The sequence below is a fragment of the Phycicoccus sp. Soil802 genome, from assembly GCF_001429605.1.
Taxonomy (GTDB): domain Bacteria; phylum Actinomycetota; class Actinomycetes; order Actinomycetales; family Dermatophilaceae; genus Pedococcus.
The window spans coordinates 61,002-78,410 of sequence record NZ_LMSS01000006.1 but is presented as its reverse complement, the minus strand read 5'-3'; the positions used below and the strand labels follow the sequence as shown (position 1 = coordinate 78,410).

The window sequence follows — 17,409 nt, the reverse complement described above, 5'->3', positions numbered from 1 at the left end:
GTCGGTGACCTGCGTGGGAGGATCGGCACATGCTCCGTTGGTTGACCGCAGGTGAGTCCCACGGCCCGGCCCTCCTCGCGACGATCGAGGGTCTGCCGGCCGGGGTCGAGGTGACGACCAAGGACGTCGCCGCCGCGCTGGCCCGACGTCGGCTCGGGTTCGGCCGGGGTGCCCGGATGAAGTTCGAGCAGGACGAGGTCGAGTTCCTCGGGGGAGTGCGCCACGGTGTGACGATGGGTTCGCCGGTGGCGATCCGGATCGGCAACACCGAGTGGCCCAAGTGGGAGACGGTGATGTCGCCCGACCCCGTCTCCGACGAAGCGTACGCCGCGGCCGACGACGTCAACGCCGAGAAGGAGGTCGCCCGCAACCGGCCGCTGACCCGACCGCGCCCGGGGCACGCCGACCTCGTGGGCATGCAGAAGTACGGCTTCGACGACGCGCGACCGGTGCTCGAGCGCGCCTCGGCCCGCGAGACCGCCGCCCGCGTGGCCCTGGGTGAGGTGGCGGCCCGCTTCCTCGACCAGGCCTACGGCATCCGGCTGGTCTCGCACACCGTGGCGATCGGTGCGGCCGGCGTCGGCGAGGACGCCCCGCTGCCCACCCCCGACCAGGTCGAGCAGATCGACGCCGACCCGGTGCGCACCCTCGACGCCGCTGGCTCGGCGGCCATGGTCGCCGAGGTCGAGGCGGCCAAGAAGGACGGCGACACCCTCGGTGGCGTGGTCGAGGTGGTGGCCTACGGGCTGCCCCCGGGTCTCGGCTCGCACGTGCACTGGGACCGCCGGCTCGACGCCCAGCTCGCCGCGGCGCTCATGGGCATCCAGGCCATCAAGGGCGTCGAGGTCGGCGACGGCTTCCGCACCGCGGCACGACGGGGTTCGGCCGCGCACGACGAGATGGAGCGGGATGCGGCCGGGGTGATCCACCGGCGCACCGGTCGGGCCGGAGGCACCGAGGGCGGGATGTCCACCGGGGACGTGCTCCGCGTGCGGGCCGCCATGAAGCCGATCTCCACCGTGCCGCGCGCCCTCGACACGGTCGACACGACCGGGGCCGAGGCGGCCAAGGCGATCCACCAGCGCTCCGACGTGTGTGCGGTCCCCGCGGCCGGGGTCGTGGCCGAGGCGATGGTCGCGCTCGTGCTGGCGCAGGCCTGTGTGGAGAAGTTCGGCGGCGACTCGGTCGCCGAGACGTCGCGCAACCACGCGGCATACCTCGCGGCCATCCCCGAGGCGATGCGCACGTGGTGAGTGGCACGACGACTCCCCGGCTGGTCCTCATCGGACCGCCCGGGGTGGGCAAGAGCACGATCGGCCGACGGCTGGCCCGCGCGCTCGACCTGCCCGCCCACGACACCGACCGGGCCGTCGAGGTGGCTGCCGGCCAGTCGATCCCCGACCTGTTCGTCGACCACGGCGAGGCGCACTTCCGCGAGCTGGAGCGCGCCGAGGTGCTGCGCGCGCTGGCCGAGGAGGTGGGGGTGGTGTCACTCGGTGGGGGTGCCCCGATGGACCCCGAGGTGCAGGCCGCCCTGGCCGGGCACACCGTGGTCTTCCTCGACGTCGGCATCGCCGATGCCGCGCGACGCATCGGCTTCGACGCCAGCCGTCCGTTGCTGATGGTCAACCCCCGCGCCAGCTGGACCAAGATGATGAACGAGCGACGCCCGACCTACGAGCGGCTCGCCACCGTGCGCGTCGACACGGCGGGCCGCAAGCCGGCCGCCGTGGTCGAGGAGATCCTGGCGTTCCTCGGCGCACCGACCGGAGACAGCACATGAACGGACCCACCGCATGAGCACCACCCGCATCAGCGTCGGAGGCGACTACGACGTCGTCGTGGGCACCGGTCTGCTGGGAGAGCTGCCCGAGCTCCTCGGAGCGGCGACCCAGCGCGTCCTCGTCGTCCACCCGCGCGCTCTCGCAGCGACCGGTGAAGGCGTGCGAGAGGCGTTGGTGGCCAAGGGTTTCGAGGCGTATGCCGCGGAGGTGCCCGACGCCGAAGAGGCCAAGACCGCGCAGGTCGCCGCCTTCCTGTGGGGTGTCCTCGGGCAGGCCGGCTTCACCCGCACCGATGCCATCGTTAGCGTCGGGGGAGGGGCGACCACCGACCTGGCCGGCTTCGTGGCGGCCACCTGGCTGCGCGGCATCCGGGTGGTCCACGTGCCGACCACCCTGCTGGCGATGGTGGACGCCGCGGTCGGGGGCAAGACCGGCATCAACACGGCGGAGGGCAAGAACCTGGTCGGGTCGTTCCACCCGCCGGCCGGGGTGCTCTGCGACCTCGCGACCCTGGAGACCCTGCCCAAGCACGACTTCGTGGCCGGGCTGGCCGAGGTCGTCAAGTGCGGCTTCATCGCCGACCCGGTCATCCTCGACCTCGTCGAGTCCGACCCCGAGGGCGCCACCCGCGCCGACGGGCCGCACGTCCGAGAGCTCATCGAACGGGCGATCCGGGTGAAGGCCGAGGTCGTGGCGCAGGACCTCAAGGAGGCCGACCTGCGCGAGATCCTCAACTACGGCCACACCTTCGGCCACGCCGTCGAACAGGTCGAGCGCTACGCGTTCCGCCACGGCGCGGCCGTCTCGATCGGCATGGTCTACGTCGCCGAGCTCGCCCGCCTCACCGGCAAGCTCGACGACGCGCTGGTCGACCGGCACCGGGCCATCCTCACCTCGCTGGGCCTGCCGGTGTCCTACCGGGGCGACCGGTGGCCGCAGCTGCTCGACGCGATGAAGCGCGACAAGAAGTCGCGGGGCTCGTTGCTGCGGTTCGTGGTGCTGTCCGACGTGGGTCGGCCCACCCGGCTCGAGGGCCCCGACCCGGCGCTGCTCCAGGCCGCCTACGCCGAGGTCTCCCGCGAGTAGCCCCTCCACCCGACACCTTCACCCCACCAGCCCCAGCTTTATCGGGTCTTGGGACAAGGTTGTGCTTCACCCCGGAACGGTTCCGGGGTGAAGGTCAACGTTCCGGGGTGAAGCCGGGGCCACCGCTCACAGGGACCGCACAGCCAGGGCACACGCCGCGGAGGGTGAGAGCGACCATGGTGGAGCCATGAGCACACACCAGACCCCAGCGGACCACGGCACGGACCACCTCGGTGCCCCACACGACGACCGGCACGACCGCGGGCTCGAGTTCGACCTCGCCACGCTCTTCGACCGGCGTCGCGTGCTCGGGCTGTTCGGCGGCCTGGGGGCCACGGCGGCGCTCGCCGCGTGCGGTGCAAACGGCGACTCCGCGGGCTCGACCAGCTCGACCTCGTCGTCCTCCTCCACCAGCTCGGCGACCTCCGCGACGTCCTCAACCTCCTCCTCGAGCGCTGCCTCGGGGAGCACGCCCCAGGCCGAGGTCCCCGACGAGACCGGCGGCCCCTACCCGGGTGACGGCTCCAACGGGCCCAACGTCCTCGACGACTCGGGCATCGTGCGGTCCGACATCACCAGCAGCTTCGGCTCGTCGACGACCACCGCCCAGGGCGTCCCGCTCACGATCAACCTCACCGTCACGGACGCGGGCAACGGCTACTCCGCCCTGTCCGGTGCCGCCGTCTACCTGTGGCACTGCGACCGCGACGGCCAGTACTCGCTCTACTCCCAGGGGGTCACCGACGAGAACTACCTGCGCGGGGTGCAGGCGACCAGCTCCTCCGGCACGGCGACGTTCACGAGCATCTTCCCCGCGGCATACTCGGGCCGCTGGCCGCACATCCACTTCGAGGTGTACCAGTCCCTGGCGCAGGCCACGAGCAGCGGACAGATCGTCAAGACCTCCCAGATCGCCCTGCCCGAGGCCGCCTGCGCCGAGGCCTACGCGACGGCCGGCTACGAGGCCAGCGTGCGCAACCTGGCGCAGACGTCATTGACGTCGGACAACGTGTTCGGCAACGACGGCGGCATCTACCAGCTCGCCACGGTCACCGGGAACGCCAGCGACGGCTACGTCGCCAACCTGACGGTCGGCGTCTGAGCGGCGGCGTGGGCTAGAGCTCGTCCAGCGCGGCGAGGTCCGCGGCATCCGGCTCCCAGCGGGCCGCTCGCGCGTTGCGGGTGACCTGCGCCGCCGACGTCGCGCCGCTGATGACCGAGGCCACCGCGGGCTGGGCCGCGAGCCCGCCGATCGCGACGTCGATCAGCTCGACGCCACGCTCGTCGGCGAAGCCCTGGAGCGCCTCGACCCGGTCCCAGTCGGCCTCCGCGAGCCACCCGGCGCGGTCCGCCTCGAGCGCCGCTCGCGAGCCCTCCGGCGCCGCGGCGTCCCGCTGGTACTTCCCGGTCAGCAGCCCGCGGGCCAGCGGGAAGAACGGGAGTATGCCGAGCCCGAACCGCTCGCACGCCGGCGTCACCTCGTCCTCGACCGTGCGGTCGAGCAGGGAGTACTCGTTCTGCACCGACACGAAGGACGCCAGCCCCGCCGTCGAGGAGGTCCAGGAGGCGTCGGCGACCTGCCAGCCGTCGAAGTTGGAGCACCCCAGGTAGAGGACCTTCCCCTCGCGCACGAGGTCGGTCAGCGCCTCCAGGGTCTCCTCGAGCGGGGTGAACGGGTCGGGGCGGTGCAGCTGGTAGAGGTCGATGTGGTCGGTCTGCAACCGCCGCAGGCTGGCCTCCACGGCCCGGCGGACGTAGCGACGCGACCCCAGCGCGCCGAAGTCGGGCCCGTTGGCGCCCTGCATGTCCATGCCGAACTTGGTGGCGAGCACGAACTGGTCGCGCTGGCCCTTGAGGGCCTCGCCCAGCATCGACTCGCTCTGGCCCGGGTGGCCGCCGTAGATGTCGGCGGTGTCGAGCAGCGTGACCCCGCTGTCGCGAGCCGCAGTCAGGATCGAGGCGACGCCGTCCTGGTCGACGCGTCGCCCGAACGCGTTGCAGCCGACGCCCGCGACGCTGACCATCAGGCCGCTCGACCCCAGCGGTCGGTAGGTCATGTCCGGGGCGGGAGGCGTGGCAGTCATGCCCTCACCCTAGGCAGGGTGGCAGCTGACGCATGCGGGCGGCACCGGCAGCGATTCGGGGGAGCGTGGACCGCACGGCTAGACTGTCGGCCGACTCCCACCCCGCACCTTTCCGGGACTGCCGCGCGCTCGCACGCCCGCGGCACACCGATGGCCTTTGACCGGCCTGCGCACCTGAACAGAGAGAGACAGTCACGTGGCATCGACCAACGACCTCAAGAACGGCCTGGTCCTCAACCTCGAGGGTCAGCTGTGGACCGTCGTGGAGTTCCAGCACGTCAAGCCCGGCAAGGGCCCGGCCTTCGTGCGGACCAAGCTCAAGAACGTCCTGTCCGGCAAGGTCGTCGACAAGACCTTCAACGCGGGCGTCAAGGTCGAGACCGCGAACGTCGACCGTCGCGACATGCAGTACCTGTACAAGGACGGGTCCGACTACGTCTTCATGGACGGCGACACCTACGACCAGATCCACATCCCCGAGGCCACCGTCGGCGACGTGGCCAACTACCTCCTCGAGAACCAGATGGCCCAGGTCGCGACCCACGACGGCACCGTGCTCTACGTCGAGCTGCCGACCTCGGTCGTCCTCGAGATCACCTACACCGAGCCCGGCCTGCAGGGTGACCGCTCCACCGGTGGCACCAAGCCAGCCACCCTCGAGACCGGTGCGACCATCAACGTGCCGTTGTTCCTCGAGCAGGGCACCAAGGTCAAGGTCGACACCCGCGACGGCTCCTACCTCGGCCGAGTGAACTGAGTGGGCGCACGGACCAAGTCCCGCAAGCGGGCCATCGACCTCCTCTTCGAGGCCGAGAACCGCGGCATGAACGCGCGTGACCTGCTCGCCGAGCGGCTGGCCAAGCCGGTCACCGAGGTGCCCCTGAACCAGTACACCTCCGACCTCGTCGAGGGGGTCGTCGCCCACTGGAACGACATCAACGAGCTGCTCTCGACCTACTCGCAGGGCTGGACGCTCGAGCGGATGCCCAGCGTCGACCGCGCCATCCTGCGGCTCGGGGCGTTCGAGGTGCTCTATGCGACCGAGGTGCCGGAGAGCGTCGCCATCGCCGAGGCGGTCGAGCTGGCCAAGAGCCTGTCCACCGACGACTCGCCGAAGTTCGTCAACGGCCTGCTGGCCCGGCTGGCCGAGGTCAAGCCAACCCTGGCCTGAACGGCACAGATCGACCTCACCGGTCCTGGAGCGCGTCCATTCGTGCCAGTTCTGGCACGAGTTGCCTTTGCTGCGTCCCCCCTTCGGTGGGCCGGTATGCCGCGGGCCCACGACACGAGGTAGAGTCGCCCGCGAACGACATCCTTTAACGACCTGTCCTGTGAGGCAGGGAAGGAGGTCCTGACGCGATGCGTCCTGACTTTGCTGCACCCTCGGCGGTCGAGCCCACGGCTCCCGCCCCCGAAGCCGTCCCCGCCGACGACTCCCGCTCGGTGATGACCGAGTCCGACATCGCCCGCGTGCTGCGGCGGATCGCCCACGAGATTCTCGAGCACAACAAGGGCGCAGCCGACCTCGTGGTCCTCGGCATCCCGACCCGCGGGGTCGCGCTGGCGCGCCGGCTCGCGGCGCTGATCGAGGAGGTCGAGGGCACCCCGGTCGCGGTCGGTGCGCTCGACGTGACCATGCACCGCGACGACCTGCGTCGCCAGCCCACCCGCAGCCCGATGCACACCGACATCCCGCCGACCGGGATCGACGACAAGGTCGTGGTGCTGGTGGACGACGTGCTCTACTCCGGCCGCACCGTCCGGGCCGCACTCGATGCCCTCTCCGACCTCGGCCGCCCCAGGATCGTGCGTCTCGCCGTGCTGGTCGACCGCGGCCACCGTGAGCTGCCGATCCGCGCGGACCACGTCGGCAAGAACCTCCCGACGTCGAGCAGCGAGAAGGTCCGGGTGCGGCTGAGCGAGCCCGACCACGTCGAGGACCAGGTCACCATCGCCGGAGGGGAGACCCGATGACCCCCAGCACCGCCACCACCAGCGCTGCCGCCTCCACCAATGCTGCCGCCCCCACCACGACCGGCCCCACCGCGACGCCCCTCGCTGCGGCGGACGGTCCCCGCGGTCGCCGCCACCTGTTGTCCTCCGCGGACCTCTCGCTCGACCAGGTGCGGGCCATCCTCGACACCGCCGCGGAGATGCACGGGGTGCAGCAACGCGAGGTGAAGAAGCTCCCGACGCTGCGCGGCCGCACGGTGGTCAACCTCTTCTTCGAGGACTCCACCCGCACCCGCAGCTCGTTCGAGATCGCCGGCAAGTGGCTGTCGGCCGACGTCATCAACATCAGCGGCAAGGGCTCCTCCACCTCCAAGGGCGAGTCCCTGCGCGACACCGTCCTGACCGTCGCCGCGATGGGCGTCGACGCCCTGGTCATCCGGCACCACGCCAGCGGCGCGGCCCACCAGGTCAGCCAGTGGGTCGACGCCCACGTCATCAACGCCGGTGACGGCATGCACGAGCACCCGACCCAGGCCCTGCTCGACGCCTACACGATGGAGCGCCGACTCGGCAGCCTCGAGGGGCGGCACGTCCTCATCGTCGGCGACCTCACCCACTCGCGGGTCGTGCGCTCCAACCTGATCACGCTCAAGACCCTCGGCGCCCGCGTCACGCTCGTCGCGCCGCCGACCCTGATGCCCAGCGGCATCACGGCGTGGGCCCGGGCCGAGGGGTTCGACCTCACCCACGACTTCGACGCCGTCCTGCCCAGCGCCGACGCGGTGATGATGCTCCGGGTCCAGCGCGAGCGGATGAGCGGGGGCTTCTTCCCGACCGCCCGCGAGTACACCGTCGGCTACGGCCTGACCCGGCCCCGGCTCGACACCCTCGTCGCCGCGAACCCCGACGTCGTCATCTGCCACCCGGGTCCGATGAACCGTGGCCTCGAGATCGGCGCGGACGCCGCAGACGCCGCGCAGTCGCTCATCCTCGACCAGGTCAGCGCCGGGGTCGCGGTGCGGATGAGCGTCCTCTACCACCTGCTCTCCGGCAACGACGACCAGCGGCGGGTCCCACGCTCCGCGTGGGCGGACACGAGCGACGGACGAGCAAGGCCCGCAGCGCCGAGGAGTGCCGGCGCAAGCACAGCAGAGGAAGGCACCGCATGAGCACGCTGCTGGTCACCGGAGCGGACCTCGCGGGAGCGGGGGCCCAGGACCTGCTCGTCGAGGACGGCCGGATCGTCGAGGTCGGCACGATCCGCTCGGCCAAGGGCGCCGACGTCCTCGACGCCGACGGCCTGGTGGCGCTGCCCGGGCTGGTCGACCTGCACACCCACCTGCGCGAGCCCGGCCGGGAGGACGCGGAGACGATCGCGTCCGGTTCTGCTGCTGCCGCGGTCGGTGGCTTCACCGCGATCCTCGCCATGGCCAACACCAGCCCGGTCACCGACACCGCGGAGGCGGCCGAGCGGATCCTCGACCTGGGCCGGGCCGCCGGGCTGGTCGACGTCGTGCCGGTCGGTGCGGTCACCAAGGGCCTGGCCGGCGAGGAGCTCGCCGAGCTCGGGCTGATGCACCGCTCACGGGCCCGCGTGACGGTCTTCTCCGACGACGGCCACTGCGTGCACGACTCGCGGGTCATGCGCCGGGCGCTGGAGTACGTCCGAGCCTTCGGCGGCGTCGTCTCGCAGCACGCGCAGGACCCCCACCTCGCGGGTCCGCACGCCTGCGCCCACGAGGGCGAGCTCTCCGGCCGGCTCGGGCTGCCGGGCTGGCCGGGCATCGCCGAGGAGTCGATCGTGGCCCGCGACGTCATGCTCGCGCGGCACACCGGCTCGCGGGTCCACGTCGCGCACGTGTCGACCGCCGGCACGGTCGAGGTCATCCGGTGGGCCAAGGCCCAGGGGATCGCCGTCACCGCCGAGGTCACCCCGCACCACCTCGTCCTCACCACCGACCTCCTCACCGGCTACGACCCCACCTACAAGGTGAACCCGCCGCTGCGGCCGCAGGAGGACGTCGACGCCCTGCGCGCCGCGCTCGCCGACGGCACCATCGACGCGGTGGCCACCGACCACGCGCCGCACGCCCGGCACGACAAGGAGCACGCGTTCGTCGACGCGGCGTTCGGCATGCTCGGGCTCGAGACGGCGCTGTCCGTGGTGAGCGACGTGATGGTCGGCAGTGGCCTGCTCGACTGGGCGGGCGTGGCTCGGGTGATGTCGCAGGCACCGGCCCGGATCGCCGGGCTGACCTCCCACGGACAGGCCCTCGCCGCGGGGTCGCCGGCCCACCTGACGCTGGTCGACCCGACCGCCACGGTGACGGTCGACCGCAGCGCCTCGCTCTCGCTGTCCCGCAACAACCCCTGGCACGGCCGCACCCTCCAGGGCGCCGTGCACGCCACGGTCTTCGGCGGCCGCGTCACCGCCCAGAAGGGAGCCATCGCGTGACCCGTCTGCAAGCCGTCGGCGTCATGCTCGTGGCCCTCGGGCTGATCTACGCCCTCCTGTATGCCGCGTGGGTGCGCAAGCGCCACCAGCACGAGTCCGCGGCGATCGCCGCGGAGCGCAGCCGGACGACCCGCGACCACTCCCTCGAGGCGCCCGCCCTGAAGGAGAAGCCCGCGCAGGTCATCGTGGAGGGCACCTACGTCAGCACCACCACGGCCGAGAACCGGCTGGAGCGGGTCACCGTGGAGGGGCTCGGCAACCGCGCCAAGGCCACCCTCATCGTGAGCCGGGGTGACGCCGACGAGCTGGTGCGCATCGACCGACAGGGCGAGGCGACGGTGGTCATCCCCGCGGCCCGCCTGCGCTCGGCCCGGCGCGAGCGGGGCATGGTCGGCAAGTTCGTCGGCGGCAACCGCCTCGTCGTGCTCCAGTGGCGGGCCGAGAACGGCGACCTCTACGAGACCGGCTTCCTGCCCCGCTACAAGGCCGACGTCGAACGGGTCGAGTCGGCCCTGTGGTGGCACACCGGCGACGCCACCGACAGCACCGACCCCACCGACGACGAACTGCCCGGCACCACCGACGACGAACAGCCCGACACCACCGGAAAGACGACATCATGAGCGCCGTTGCCACTGGGTTCGACCTCGGCCTGGACCGGGCCCCCGCCGTGCTCGTCCTCGAGGACGGCCGCACCTTCCGGGGGGACGCCTACGGGGCGACCGGGCAGACCGTCGGGGAGGCCGTGTTCAACACGGGGATGAGCGGCTACCAGGAGACGCTGACCGACCCGAGCTACCACCGCCAGGTCGTCGTGATGACGGCACCGCACGTGGGCAACACCGGCATGAACGACGAGGACGCCGAGTCCGGCCGGATCTGGGTCGCCGGCTACGTCGTGCGTGACCCGGCCCTGCGTCCCTCCAACTGGCGGTCGCAGCGCTCACTCGAGGACGCGCTGGTCGAGCAGGGCGTGGTCGGCATCAGCGGGATCGACACCCGGGCGCTGACCCGCCACCTGCGCGAGCGCGGCGCGATGCGCGTGGGCATCTTCTCCGGCGAGCAGTCGGAGCGGTCCGCGGCCGAGCTGGTCGCGGCGGTCCAGGAGGCGCCGCTCATGAAGGGTGCGGCCCTGGCCGCCGAGGTCAGCACCGACGAGGCCTACGTCGTGCCGGCCGTGGGGGAGCGGCGGTTCACCGTCGCCGCCCTCGACCTCGGCATCAAGGCGATGACGCCCACCCTCATGGCCCAGCACGGCATCGAGGTGCACGTGCTGCCGGCCACCGCCACCATCGACGACATCAGGGCAGTGGGGGAGCACGGCCCGGACGGCGTCTTCTTCTCCAACGGCCCCGGCGACCCCGCCACCGCCGACGCGGAGGTCGCGGTGCTGCGCCAGGTGCTCGACGCGCGGATCCCGTTCTTCGGCATCTGCTTCGGCAACCAGCTGCTCGGCCGGGCGCTGGGCTTCGGCACCTACAAGCTGAAGTACGGCCACCGCGGCATCAACCAGCCGGTGCTGGACCGGACCACCGGCAAGGTCGAGGTGACCGCCCACAACCACGGGTTCGCCGTCGACGCCCCGACCGACCGCGAGGTGACGGCGCCCGCCGATGCCGACGGCACGGCATACGGGCGGGTGAAGGTGTCGCACGTGTGCCTCAACGACGACGTGGTCGAGGGCCTGGAGTGCCTCGACCTGCCGGCCTACTCGGTCCAGTACCACCCGGAGGCGGCCGCCGGTCCGCACGACGCGGCCTACCTCTTCGACCGGTTCGTAGAGCTGATGAGCAACAACGAGAAGGGAAGCGGCGCCTGATGCCGAAGCGGGAAGACATCAAGAGCGTGCTCGTCATCGGGTCGGGGCCGATCGTCATCGGTCAGGCCTGCGAGTTCGACTACTCCGGCACGCAGGCCTGCCGGGTGCTGCGCGAGGAGGGCATCCGCGTCATCCTGGTGAACTCCAACCCGGCGACGATCATGACCGATCCGGAGTTCGCCGACGCCACCTACGTCGAGCCGATCACCCCGGAGGTGGTTGAGGCGATCATCGCGCGCGAGCGTCCCGACGCGGTCCTGGCGACCCTCGGTGGCCAGACCGCCCTCAACTGTGCGATCTCGCTGCACGAGTCCGGGGTCCTGGAGAAGTACGACTGCCCGCTCATCGGGGCCAACGTCGAGGCGATCCAGCTCGGCGAGGACCGCGAGAAGTTCAAGGGGGTCGTCGAGCGCTGTGGTGCCGAGTCGGCCAAGTCGGTCATCTGCCACTCCATGGACGAATGCCTCAGCGCCGCAACGCAGCTCGGCTACCCGGTCGTCGTCCGCCCGTCGTTCACGATGGGTGGCCTCGGGTCCGGCTTCGCCTACGACGAGACCGACCTGCGCCGCATCGCCGGTGCCGGCCTGCAGTACTCGCCCGTGACCGAGGTGCTCCTCGAGGAGTCGATCACCGGGTGGAAGGAGTACGAGCTCGAGGTGATGCGCGACCACGCCGACAACGTCGTGGTGGTCTGCTCCATCGAGAACCTCGACCCGATGGGCGTGCACACCGGCGACTCGATCACCGTGGCCCCGGCACTCACCCTGACCGACCGCGAGTACCAGCGGCTGCGTGACATCGGCATCGCGGTCATCCGCGAGGTCGGCGTCGACACCGGTGGCTGCAACATCCAGTTCGCGGTCAACCCGGTCGACGGCCGGATCATCGTCATCGAGATGAACCCGCGGGTCTCGCGCAGCTCGGCGCTGGCGTCCAAGGCGACCGGCTTCCCGATCGCCAAGATCGCCGCGAAGATGGCCATCGGCTACACGCTCGACGAGGTGCCCAACGACATCACCCGCGAGACCCCCGCGTCGTTCGAGCCGAGCCTCGACTACGTCGTGGTCAAGGTGCCGCGGTTCGCCTTCGAGAAGTTCCCCGCCGCCGACCCGACCCTCACGACGACGATGAAGTCCGTCGGCGAGGCGATGGCGATCGGCCGCAACTTCACCGAGGCGCTCCAGAAGGCGCTGCGCTCGTTGGAGCGCAAGGGCAGCACGTTCCACTGGGAGGGGCTGACCCCCAGCGAGGAGCAGGCCCGCACCTTCCTGCACACGGCGCGGACGCCGACCGACGGCCGGATCGTCACCGTGCAGCAGGCGATGCGCGGTGGGCTCTCGGTCGAGGAGGTCCACGAGGCCACCGGCATCGACCCGTGGTTCCTGGACCAGATGGCCCTCATCAACGCCATCGCCGACCGCGTCGCGGCGGCGCCCGAGCTCACGCCGGCCCTGCTGCGGCTGGCCAAGAAGCACGGCTTCAGCGACGCCCAGCTCGCCTCCCTGAGGGGTATGCCGGAGGCGGTCGTCCGCGGCGTGCGGCACGCCCTCGGGGTGCGCCCGGTGTACAAGACCGTCGACACCTGCGCGGCCGAGTTCGCCGCGACCACGCCGTACCACTACAGCGCCTACGACGAGGAGACCGAGGTCGCGCCGCGCGAGAAGCCCGCGGTCCTCATCCTCGGCAGCGGCCCCAACCGGATCGGCCAGGGCGTCGAGTTCGACTACTCCTGCGTGCACGCCAGCTTCGCCCTCCGCGACGCCGGCTACGACACGGTGATGGTGAACTGCAACCCCGAGACCGTCTCCACCGACTACGACACGAGCAGCCGCCTCTACTTCGAGCCGCTGACCCTCGAGGACGTCCTCGAGGTCGTGCACGCCGAGCAGCAGGCCGGCCCGGTGGCCGGCGTCATCGTGCAGCTCGGTGGCCAGACGCCGCTCGGGCTCGCCAAGGCGCTCAAGGAGGCCGGTGTGCCGATCGTGGGCACCAGCCCCGAGGCGATCGACCTCGCCGAGGACCGTGGGGCCTTCGGGCGGGTGCTCGCCGAGGCGCAGCTGCCGGCGCCCAAGCACGGCACGGCCTACAGCGCCGCCGAGGCGGTCGAGGTGGCGCGGGAGATCGGCTACCCCGTGCTGGTGCGGCCCTCCTACGTGCTCGGCGGACGCGGCATGGAGATCGTCTACGACGACGAGACGCTGGCCACCTACGTCACCCGGGCCACCGTCGCAAGCCCGGAACACCCGGTGCTGGTCGACCGCTTCCTCGACGACGCGATCGAGATCGACGTCGACGCGATCTACGACGGCACCGACATGTACCTCGGCGGGATCATGGAGCACATCGAGGAGGCCGGCATCCACTCCGGCGACTCGGCCTGCACCCTGCCGCCCGTGACCCTCGGGGTCGCCGAGCTCGAGCGGGTCCGCGAGGCCACCCTCAAGCTCGCGCAGGGGATCGGCGTGCGCGGGCTGATGAACGTCCAGTTCGCCCTCGCGCAGGACATCCTCTACGTGCTGGAGGCCAACCCCCGGGCGTCTCGGACGGTGCCGTTCGTCGCCAAGGCCACCGGGGTGCCGGTCTCCAAGGCAGCGGCCCGCGTGATGCTCGGCGCCACCATCAAGGAGCTGCGCGAGGAGGGCCTGCTGCCGCCGCACGGCGACGGCGGCTCGATGCCGAGCCACGCCCCGGTCGCGGTCAAGGAGGCGGTCCTGCCGTTCAAGCGGTTCCGCACCAAGGACGGCCAGGTCGTCGACAGCCTGCTGGGGCCCGAGATGCGTTCCACCGGCGAGGTCATGGGCATCGACCAGGACTTCGGCACGGCCTTCGCCAAGGGCATGCTCGCGGCCGGCTCCGGTCTGCCGCGCGAGGGCAAGATCTTCGTCTCGGTGGCCAACCGCGACAAGCGGGCGATGATCTTCCCGGTCAAGCGGCTCGCCGACCTCGGCTTCACCATCGTCGCAACCACGGGCACCGCAGATGTGTTGCGGCGCAACGGGATCCCGTCCGAAGTCGTCCACAAGCACAGTGAGCGGCTGGACGGCGACTCCAGCATCGTCGACCTGATCCTCGACGGCCAGATCGCCATGGTGGTCAACACGCCGAGCGGCCCCAACGCCCGCGCCGACGGCTACGCGATCCGGGCGGCCACGACCTCGATGGACAAGCCCATCGTCACCACGGTCCAGGAGCTGGCCGCCGCCGTGCAGGGCATCGAGGCCCAGATGCAGGGCGAGTTCACCGTGAAGCCGCTCCAGGAGCACGCCCGCGACCTCGACCTCTACGGGGTCGGCACCGGAGTGGGTGCACCGCCCAGGCAGCCCGTCGCCACGGCAGGGGGTGCCGCGTGAGCGAGGCGAGCACGCGGCATACCCGGGTCGAGGGGTCCGGCGTCGTCCAGGTGACCGGTGAGCTGATCGCCACCCGCCGAGCCGGCGCCTACCACCACCTCACCTTCGTGGCCCCCGGGCTGGCCGAGCTGGCCCGCCCCGGCCAGTTCGTGGCCCTGGCAGTCGGTGGCGACACCAGCGCGAACCTCCTGCGACGGTGCTTCTCGATCCACAAGGTGAGCCCGTCCGGCACCTACGGCGGCACGGTCGACGTGGTGATCTCCGCGGTCGGGGCCGGGACCGAGTGGCTCAGCACCCTGCGCGCCCACGACGAGGTCGACATCGTCGGGCCGCTCGGCCGCCCGTTCCCGCTGCCCAGCGAGCCGGTGGCGTGCGTGCTGGTCGGCGGTGGCTACGGCAGCGCGCCGCTCTTCTGGCTCGCGGGGGCGCTGCGCGAGCGTGGCTGCCATGTCGAGATGGTGCTCGGCGCTGCCACGGAGTCGAAGCTGTTCGGCGTCGTCGAGGCCCGCCGTTTCGCCGACGGCGTGACCGTCACCACCGACGACGGCTCGGCCGGCAACAAGGGCTGGGTGTCCGACGTGCTCCCCATGGTCATCCGGCGGACCGGTGCGGCCGTGGTCTACGGCTGCGGGCCGATGGGGATGCTCAGGTCGATCACCGACATCGCGACGGCCGAGGGTGCCGTCGCGCAGGTCGCGGTCGAGGAGTCGATGGCGTGCGGGGTGGGCGTCTGCATGACCTGCGTGATGCCGGTGGCCGGGAAGGATGGGACGACCCGCATGGTGCGCTCGTGCGTCGAGGGCCCGGTCTTCCGCGGCGACCGGGTGCGCTGGGACGCGTTCTCGGACGGGCTGTGCCGCGTGCCTGCCGACGCCGTCGGTGCTCCTCGGGTGGGTGGTCACTGATGCCGGTAGACATGTCGGTGCCGCTCGGCGCCGCGACCCTGCCGAGCCCGATGATGACCGCCTCCGGCTGTGCGGCGAACGGGCGCGAGCTGGCCCGGTTCTTCGACATCCGTGAGCTCGGCGCCTTCGTGACCAAGTCCGTGATGGCCGACCCGCGCTCCGGGCGCGGCACCCCACGGATGGCCGAGACCCCGTCGGGGATGCTCAACTCCATCGGGCTCCAGGGGCCGGGCATCTCGGCGTTCGTCGACCAGGACCTCGCCTGGCTGAAGCAGGCCGGGGCGCGCACCCTCGTGTCCATCGCCGGCAACACCAGCGGCGAGTTCGCCGACGTGGCGGCGACCCTGCGGGCCAGCGACGCCTTCGACGCCGTGGTGGGCGTCGAGGTCAACATCTCGTGCCCCAACGTCGCCAACCGCGGGCTGGTCTTCGCCTGCGACCCGATGGCCAGCGCCAAGGTGGTCGCCCTGGTCCGCGAGCAGCTGCCGCGCGACGTGCCGATCTTCGCCAAGCTGACCCCCGACGTGACCGACATCGTCAGTGTCGCCCAGGCCTGCGTGAAGGCCGGCGCCGACGGGCTCACCATGATCAACACCCTGCTCGGCATGGTCATCGACACCGACCGGCTCCGGCCGCAGGTGGCCGGGGTCACCGGGGGTCTCTCCGGGCCGGCGGTCCGCCCGGTCGCGGTCCGCGCGATCTGGCAGACCCGGGCAGCGATGCTCGAGGGCCGGCTGCCCACGGTGCCGATCATCGGCGTCGGGGGAGTGCGCACCGGACGCGACGCCCTGGAGCTGGTCGCCGCCGGAGCCAGTGCAGTCCAGGTGGGCACGGCGACCTTCAACGACCCCAGCGCCCCGGTGCGCGTGGGCCGGGAGCTGGCCGGGCTCCTGGAGGACAAGGGATTCGAGCGGTTCACCGACGCCGTCGGTGTGGCCCACGGGAGGGTGGCACGAGCATGAGTGCAAGCACAGACACGACCACGGACACGATCATGACCGGACTGACCTTCGGGCAGCGGCTGCGCGCCACCACCGACACCCACGGCCCGCTCTGCGCGGGCATCGACCCGCATCGCGCGCTGGTCGAGTCGTGGGGCCTCGGCTACGACCTCGACGGCCTGGCGCGGTTCACCGACGCCTGTGTCGAGGCCTTCGCCGGCCACGTGGGCGTCGTGAAGCCGCAGTCCGCGTTCTTCGAGGTCTTCGGGTCGCGAGGCGTCGCCATCCTCGAGGCCGCCATCGCCGCCCTGCGCGAGGCCGGCACCCTGGTCATCCTCGATGCCAAGCGCGGCGACATCGGCTCGACCATGGCGGCCTATGCCGAGGCCTACCTCGGCAAGGACGCCGTCGCCCCCGGAGACGCCCTGACGGTCAGCCCCTACCTGGGCTTCGAGTCGCTGCGGCCGGCCCTGGACCTGGCGGCGCAGACCCACCGCGGGGTCTTCGTGCTCGCGCTCACGTCCAACCCGGAGGGGCGCTCGGTGCAACACGCCCGACTGCGCGACACGAGCGTCGCTGAGAGCATGGTCATTTCGGCAGCCGCCGAGAACGCCGCGGCGGCGGCCCGCGGGGAGCTGGGGAGCGTCGGCCTCGTCGTCGGCGCCACCGTGGGGTCGGCGGTCCAGGAGCTCCAGCTCGACCTCGCCGCAGTCAACGGACCCCTGCTGTCACCGGGTGTCGGTGCCCAGGGGGGCACCACGGACGACCTGCGCCGGGTCTTCGGCGACGCGCTCCCGAACGTCCTGCCGGCCAGCAGCCGTGAGGTCCTGACGGCCGGACCGGAGGTCGCCGCCCTGCGTGACCGCGCCCTGCAGACCAGCGCCTCGCTGGCCGCCTTGCTGCGCTGACGGCCCTCGGCAGGGCGCGCCGGGCCGACCTCGACGCGAAACCCCGCTGGTCGGTTGCTATTGTCGGAAGGCACCACCGCGATACCCATCTGACACGAAGTACGTGCCGATCTGCCTGCAAGGA

At 71.7% G+C, this 17,409-nt stretch carries 16 protein-coding genes; 15 read left to right on the top strand and 1 reads right to left on the bottom strand.

The annotated features are described in order from the left end of the window. The first annotated feature begins 29 nt into the window (after nt 1-29). The 4 genes from aroC (at nt 30) to ASG91_RS14375 (ending at nt 3,972) form a co-directional block, all read left to right on the top strand. The gene (aroC, locus tag ASG91_RS14390) at nt 30-1,253 is read left to right on the top strand and encodes a chorismate synthase (RefSeq protein ID WP_056923349.1); all 1,224 of its coding nucleotides are present in this window, start codon (nt 30-32) and stop codon (nt 1,251-1,253) included. Beyond that, nucleotides 1,250-1,783, top strand: coding sequence for a shikimate kinase (locus tag ASG91_RS14385; protein WP_056923766.1), 534 nt, complete (start codon nt 1,250-1,252; stop codon nt 1,781-1,783). The genes aroC and ASG91_RS14385 overlap by 4 nt, the downstream gene beginning before the upstream one ends. Nucleotides 1,784-1,796: 13 nt before the next feature. Further along, the gene (aroB, locus tag ASG91_RS14380) at nt 1,797-2,870 is read left to right on the top strand and encodes a 3-dehydroquinate synthase (RefSeq protein ID WP_056923348.1); all 1,074 of its coding nucleotides are present in this window, start codon (nt 1,797-1,799) and stop codon (nt 2,868-2,870) included. Nucleotides 2,871-3,057: 187 nt separating this feature from the next. Continuing rightward, on the top strand, nt 3,058-3,972 hold the full coding sequence (locus tag ASG91_RS14375; RefSeq protein ID WP_056923347.1) for a 3,4-dioxygenase subunit beta: 915 nt from the start codon (nt 3,058-3,060) through the stop codon (nt 3,970-3,972). 13 nt (nt 3,973-3,985) lie between these two features. Here the strand turns inward: ASG91_RS14375 and ASG91_RS14370 are convergent, their stop codons facing one another. Next, nucleotides 3,986-4,954 (bottom strand): aldo/keto reductase, encoded by a 969-nt coding sequence (locus tag ASG91_RS14370; protein WP_369820369.1) that lies wholly within the window; start codon nt 4,952-4,954, stop codon nt 3,986-3,988. A gap of 196 nt (nt 4,955-5,150) precedes the next feature. Between ASG91_RS14370 and efp the strand changes: the two genes are divergently transcribed. From efp to pyrF, 11 genes are all read left to right on the top strand, one after another. After that, on the top strand, nt 5,151-5,711 hold the full coding sequence (efp, locus tag ASG91_RS14365; RefSeq protein ID WP_056923345.1) for an elongation factor P: 561 nt from the start codon (nt 5,151-5,153) through the stop codon (nt 5,709-5,711). Beyond that, nucleotides 5,712-6,125, top strand: coding sequence for a transcription antitermination factor NusB (gene nusB, locus ASG91_RS14360; RefSeq protein ID WP_056923344.1), 414 nt, complete (start codon nt 5,712-5,714; stop codon nt 6,123-6,125). A 188-nt stretch (nt 6,126-6,313) separates the two neighbouring features. Beyond that, entirely contained in the window at nt 6,314-6,928 is a 615-nt protein-coding gene (gene pyrR, locus ASG91_RS14355; protein WP_082594212.1) for a bifunctional pyr operon transcriptional regulator/uracil phosphoribosyltransferase PyrR, read from the top strand. Beyond that, nucleotides 6,925-8,076: an aspartate carbamoyltransferase catalytic subunit gene (locus ASG91_RS14350; RefSeq protein ID WP_082594211.1), complete on the top strand. Its 1,152-nt coding sequence runs from the start codon at nt 6,925-6,927 to the stop codon at nt 8,074-8,076. The genes pyrR and ASG91_RS14350 overlap by 4 nt, the downstream gene beginning before the upstream one ends. Next, nucleotides 8,073-9,362, top strand: coding sequence for a dihydroorotase (locus ASG91_RS14345; protein WP_056923343.1), 1,290 nt, complete (start codon nt 8,073-8,075; stop codon nt 9,360-9,362). The genes ASG91_RS14350 and ASG91_RS14345 overlap by 4 nt, the downstream gene beginning before the upstream one ends. Beyond that, on the top strand, nt 9,359-9,985 hold the full coding sequence (locus tag ASG91_RS14340) for a hypothetical protein (protein WP_056923342.1): 627 nt from the start codon (nt 9,359-9,361) through the stop codon (nt 9,983-9,985). The genes ASG91_RS14345 and ASG91_RS14340 overlap by 4 nt, the downstream gene beginning before the upstream one ends. Beyond that, nucleotides 9,982-11,181, top strand: a complete 1,200-nt coding sequence (gene carA, locus ASG91_RS14335; RefSeq protein WP_056923341.1) for a glutamine-hydrolyzing carbamoyl-phosphate synthase small subunit — start codon at nt 9,982-9,984, stop codon at nt 11,179-11,181. Before ASG91_RS14340 ends, carA begins: the two co-directional genes overlap by 4 nt. Beyond that, nucleotides 11,181-14,531, top strand: a complete 3,351-nt coding sequence (carB, locus tag ASG91_RS14330; protein WP_056923340.1) for a carbamoyl-phosphate synthase large subunit — start codon at nt 11,181-11,183, stop codon at nt 14,529-14,531. Before carA ends, carB begins: the two co-directional genes overlap by 1 nt. Then, the gene (locus tag ASG91_RS14325) at nt 14,528-15,436 is read left to right on the top strand and encodes a dihydroorotate dehydrogenase electron transfer subunit (protein ID WP_082594210.1); all 909 of its coding nucleotides are present in this window, start codon (nt 14,528-14,530) and stop codon (nt 15,434-15,436) included. The genes carB and ASG91_RS14325 overlap by 4 nt, the downstream gene beginning before the upstream one ends. Beyond that, complete coding sequence (locus tag ASG91_RS14320) at nt 15,436-16,398, top strand: dihydroorotate dehydrogenase (RefSeq protein ID WP_056923339.1); 963 nt, start codon at nt 15,436-15,438, stop codon at nt 16,396-16,398. Before ASG91_RS14325 ends, ASG91_RS14320 begins: the two co-directional genes overlap by 1 nt. Further along, nucleotides 16,395-17,285: an orotidine-5'-phosphate decarboxylase gene (gene pyrF / locus ASG91_RS14315; RefSeq protein ID WP_371262055.1), complete on the top strand. Its 891-nt coding sequence runs from the start codon at nt 16,395-16,397 to the stop codon at nt 17,283-17,285. Before ASG91_RS14320 ends, pyrF begins: the two co-directional genes overlap by 4 nt. The last annotated feature ends 124 nt before the right edge of the window (nt 17,286-17,409 follow it).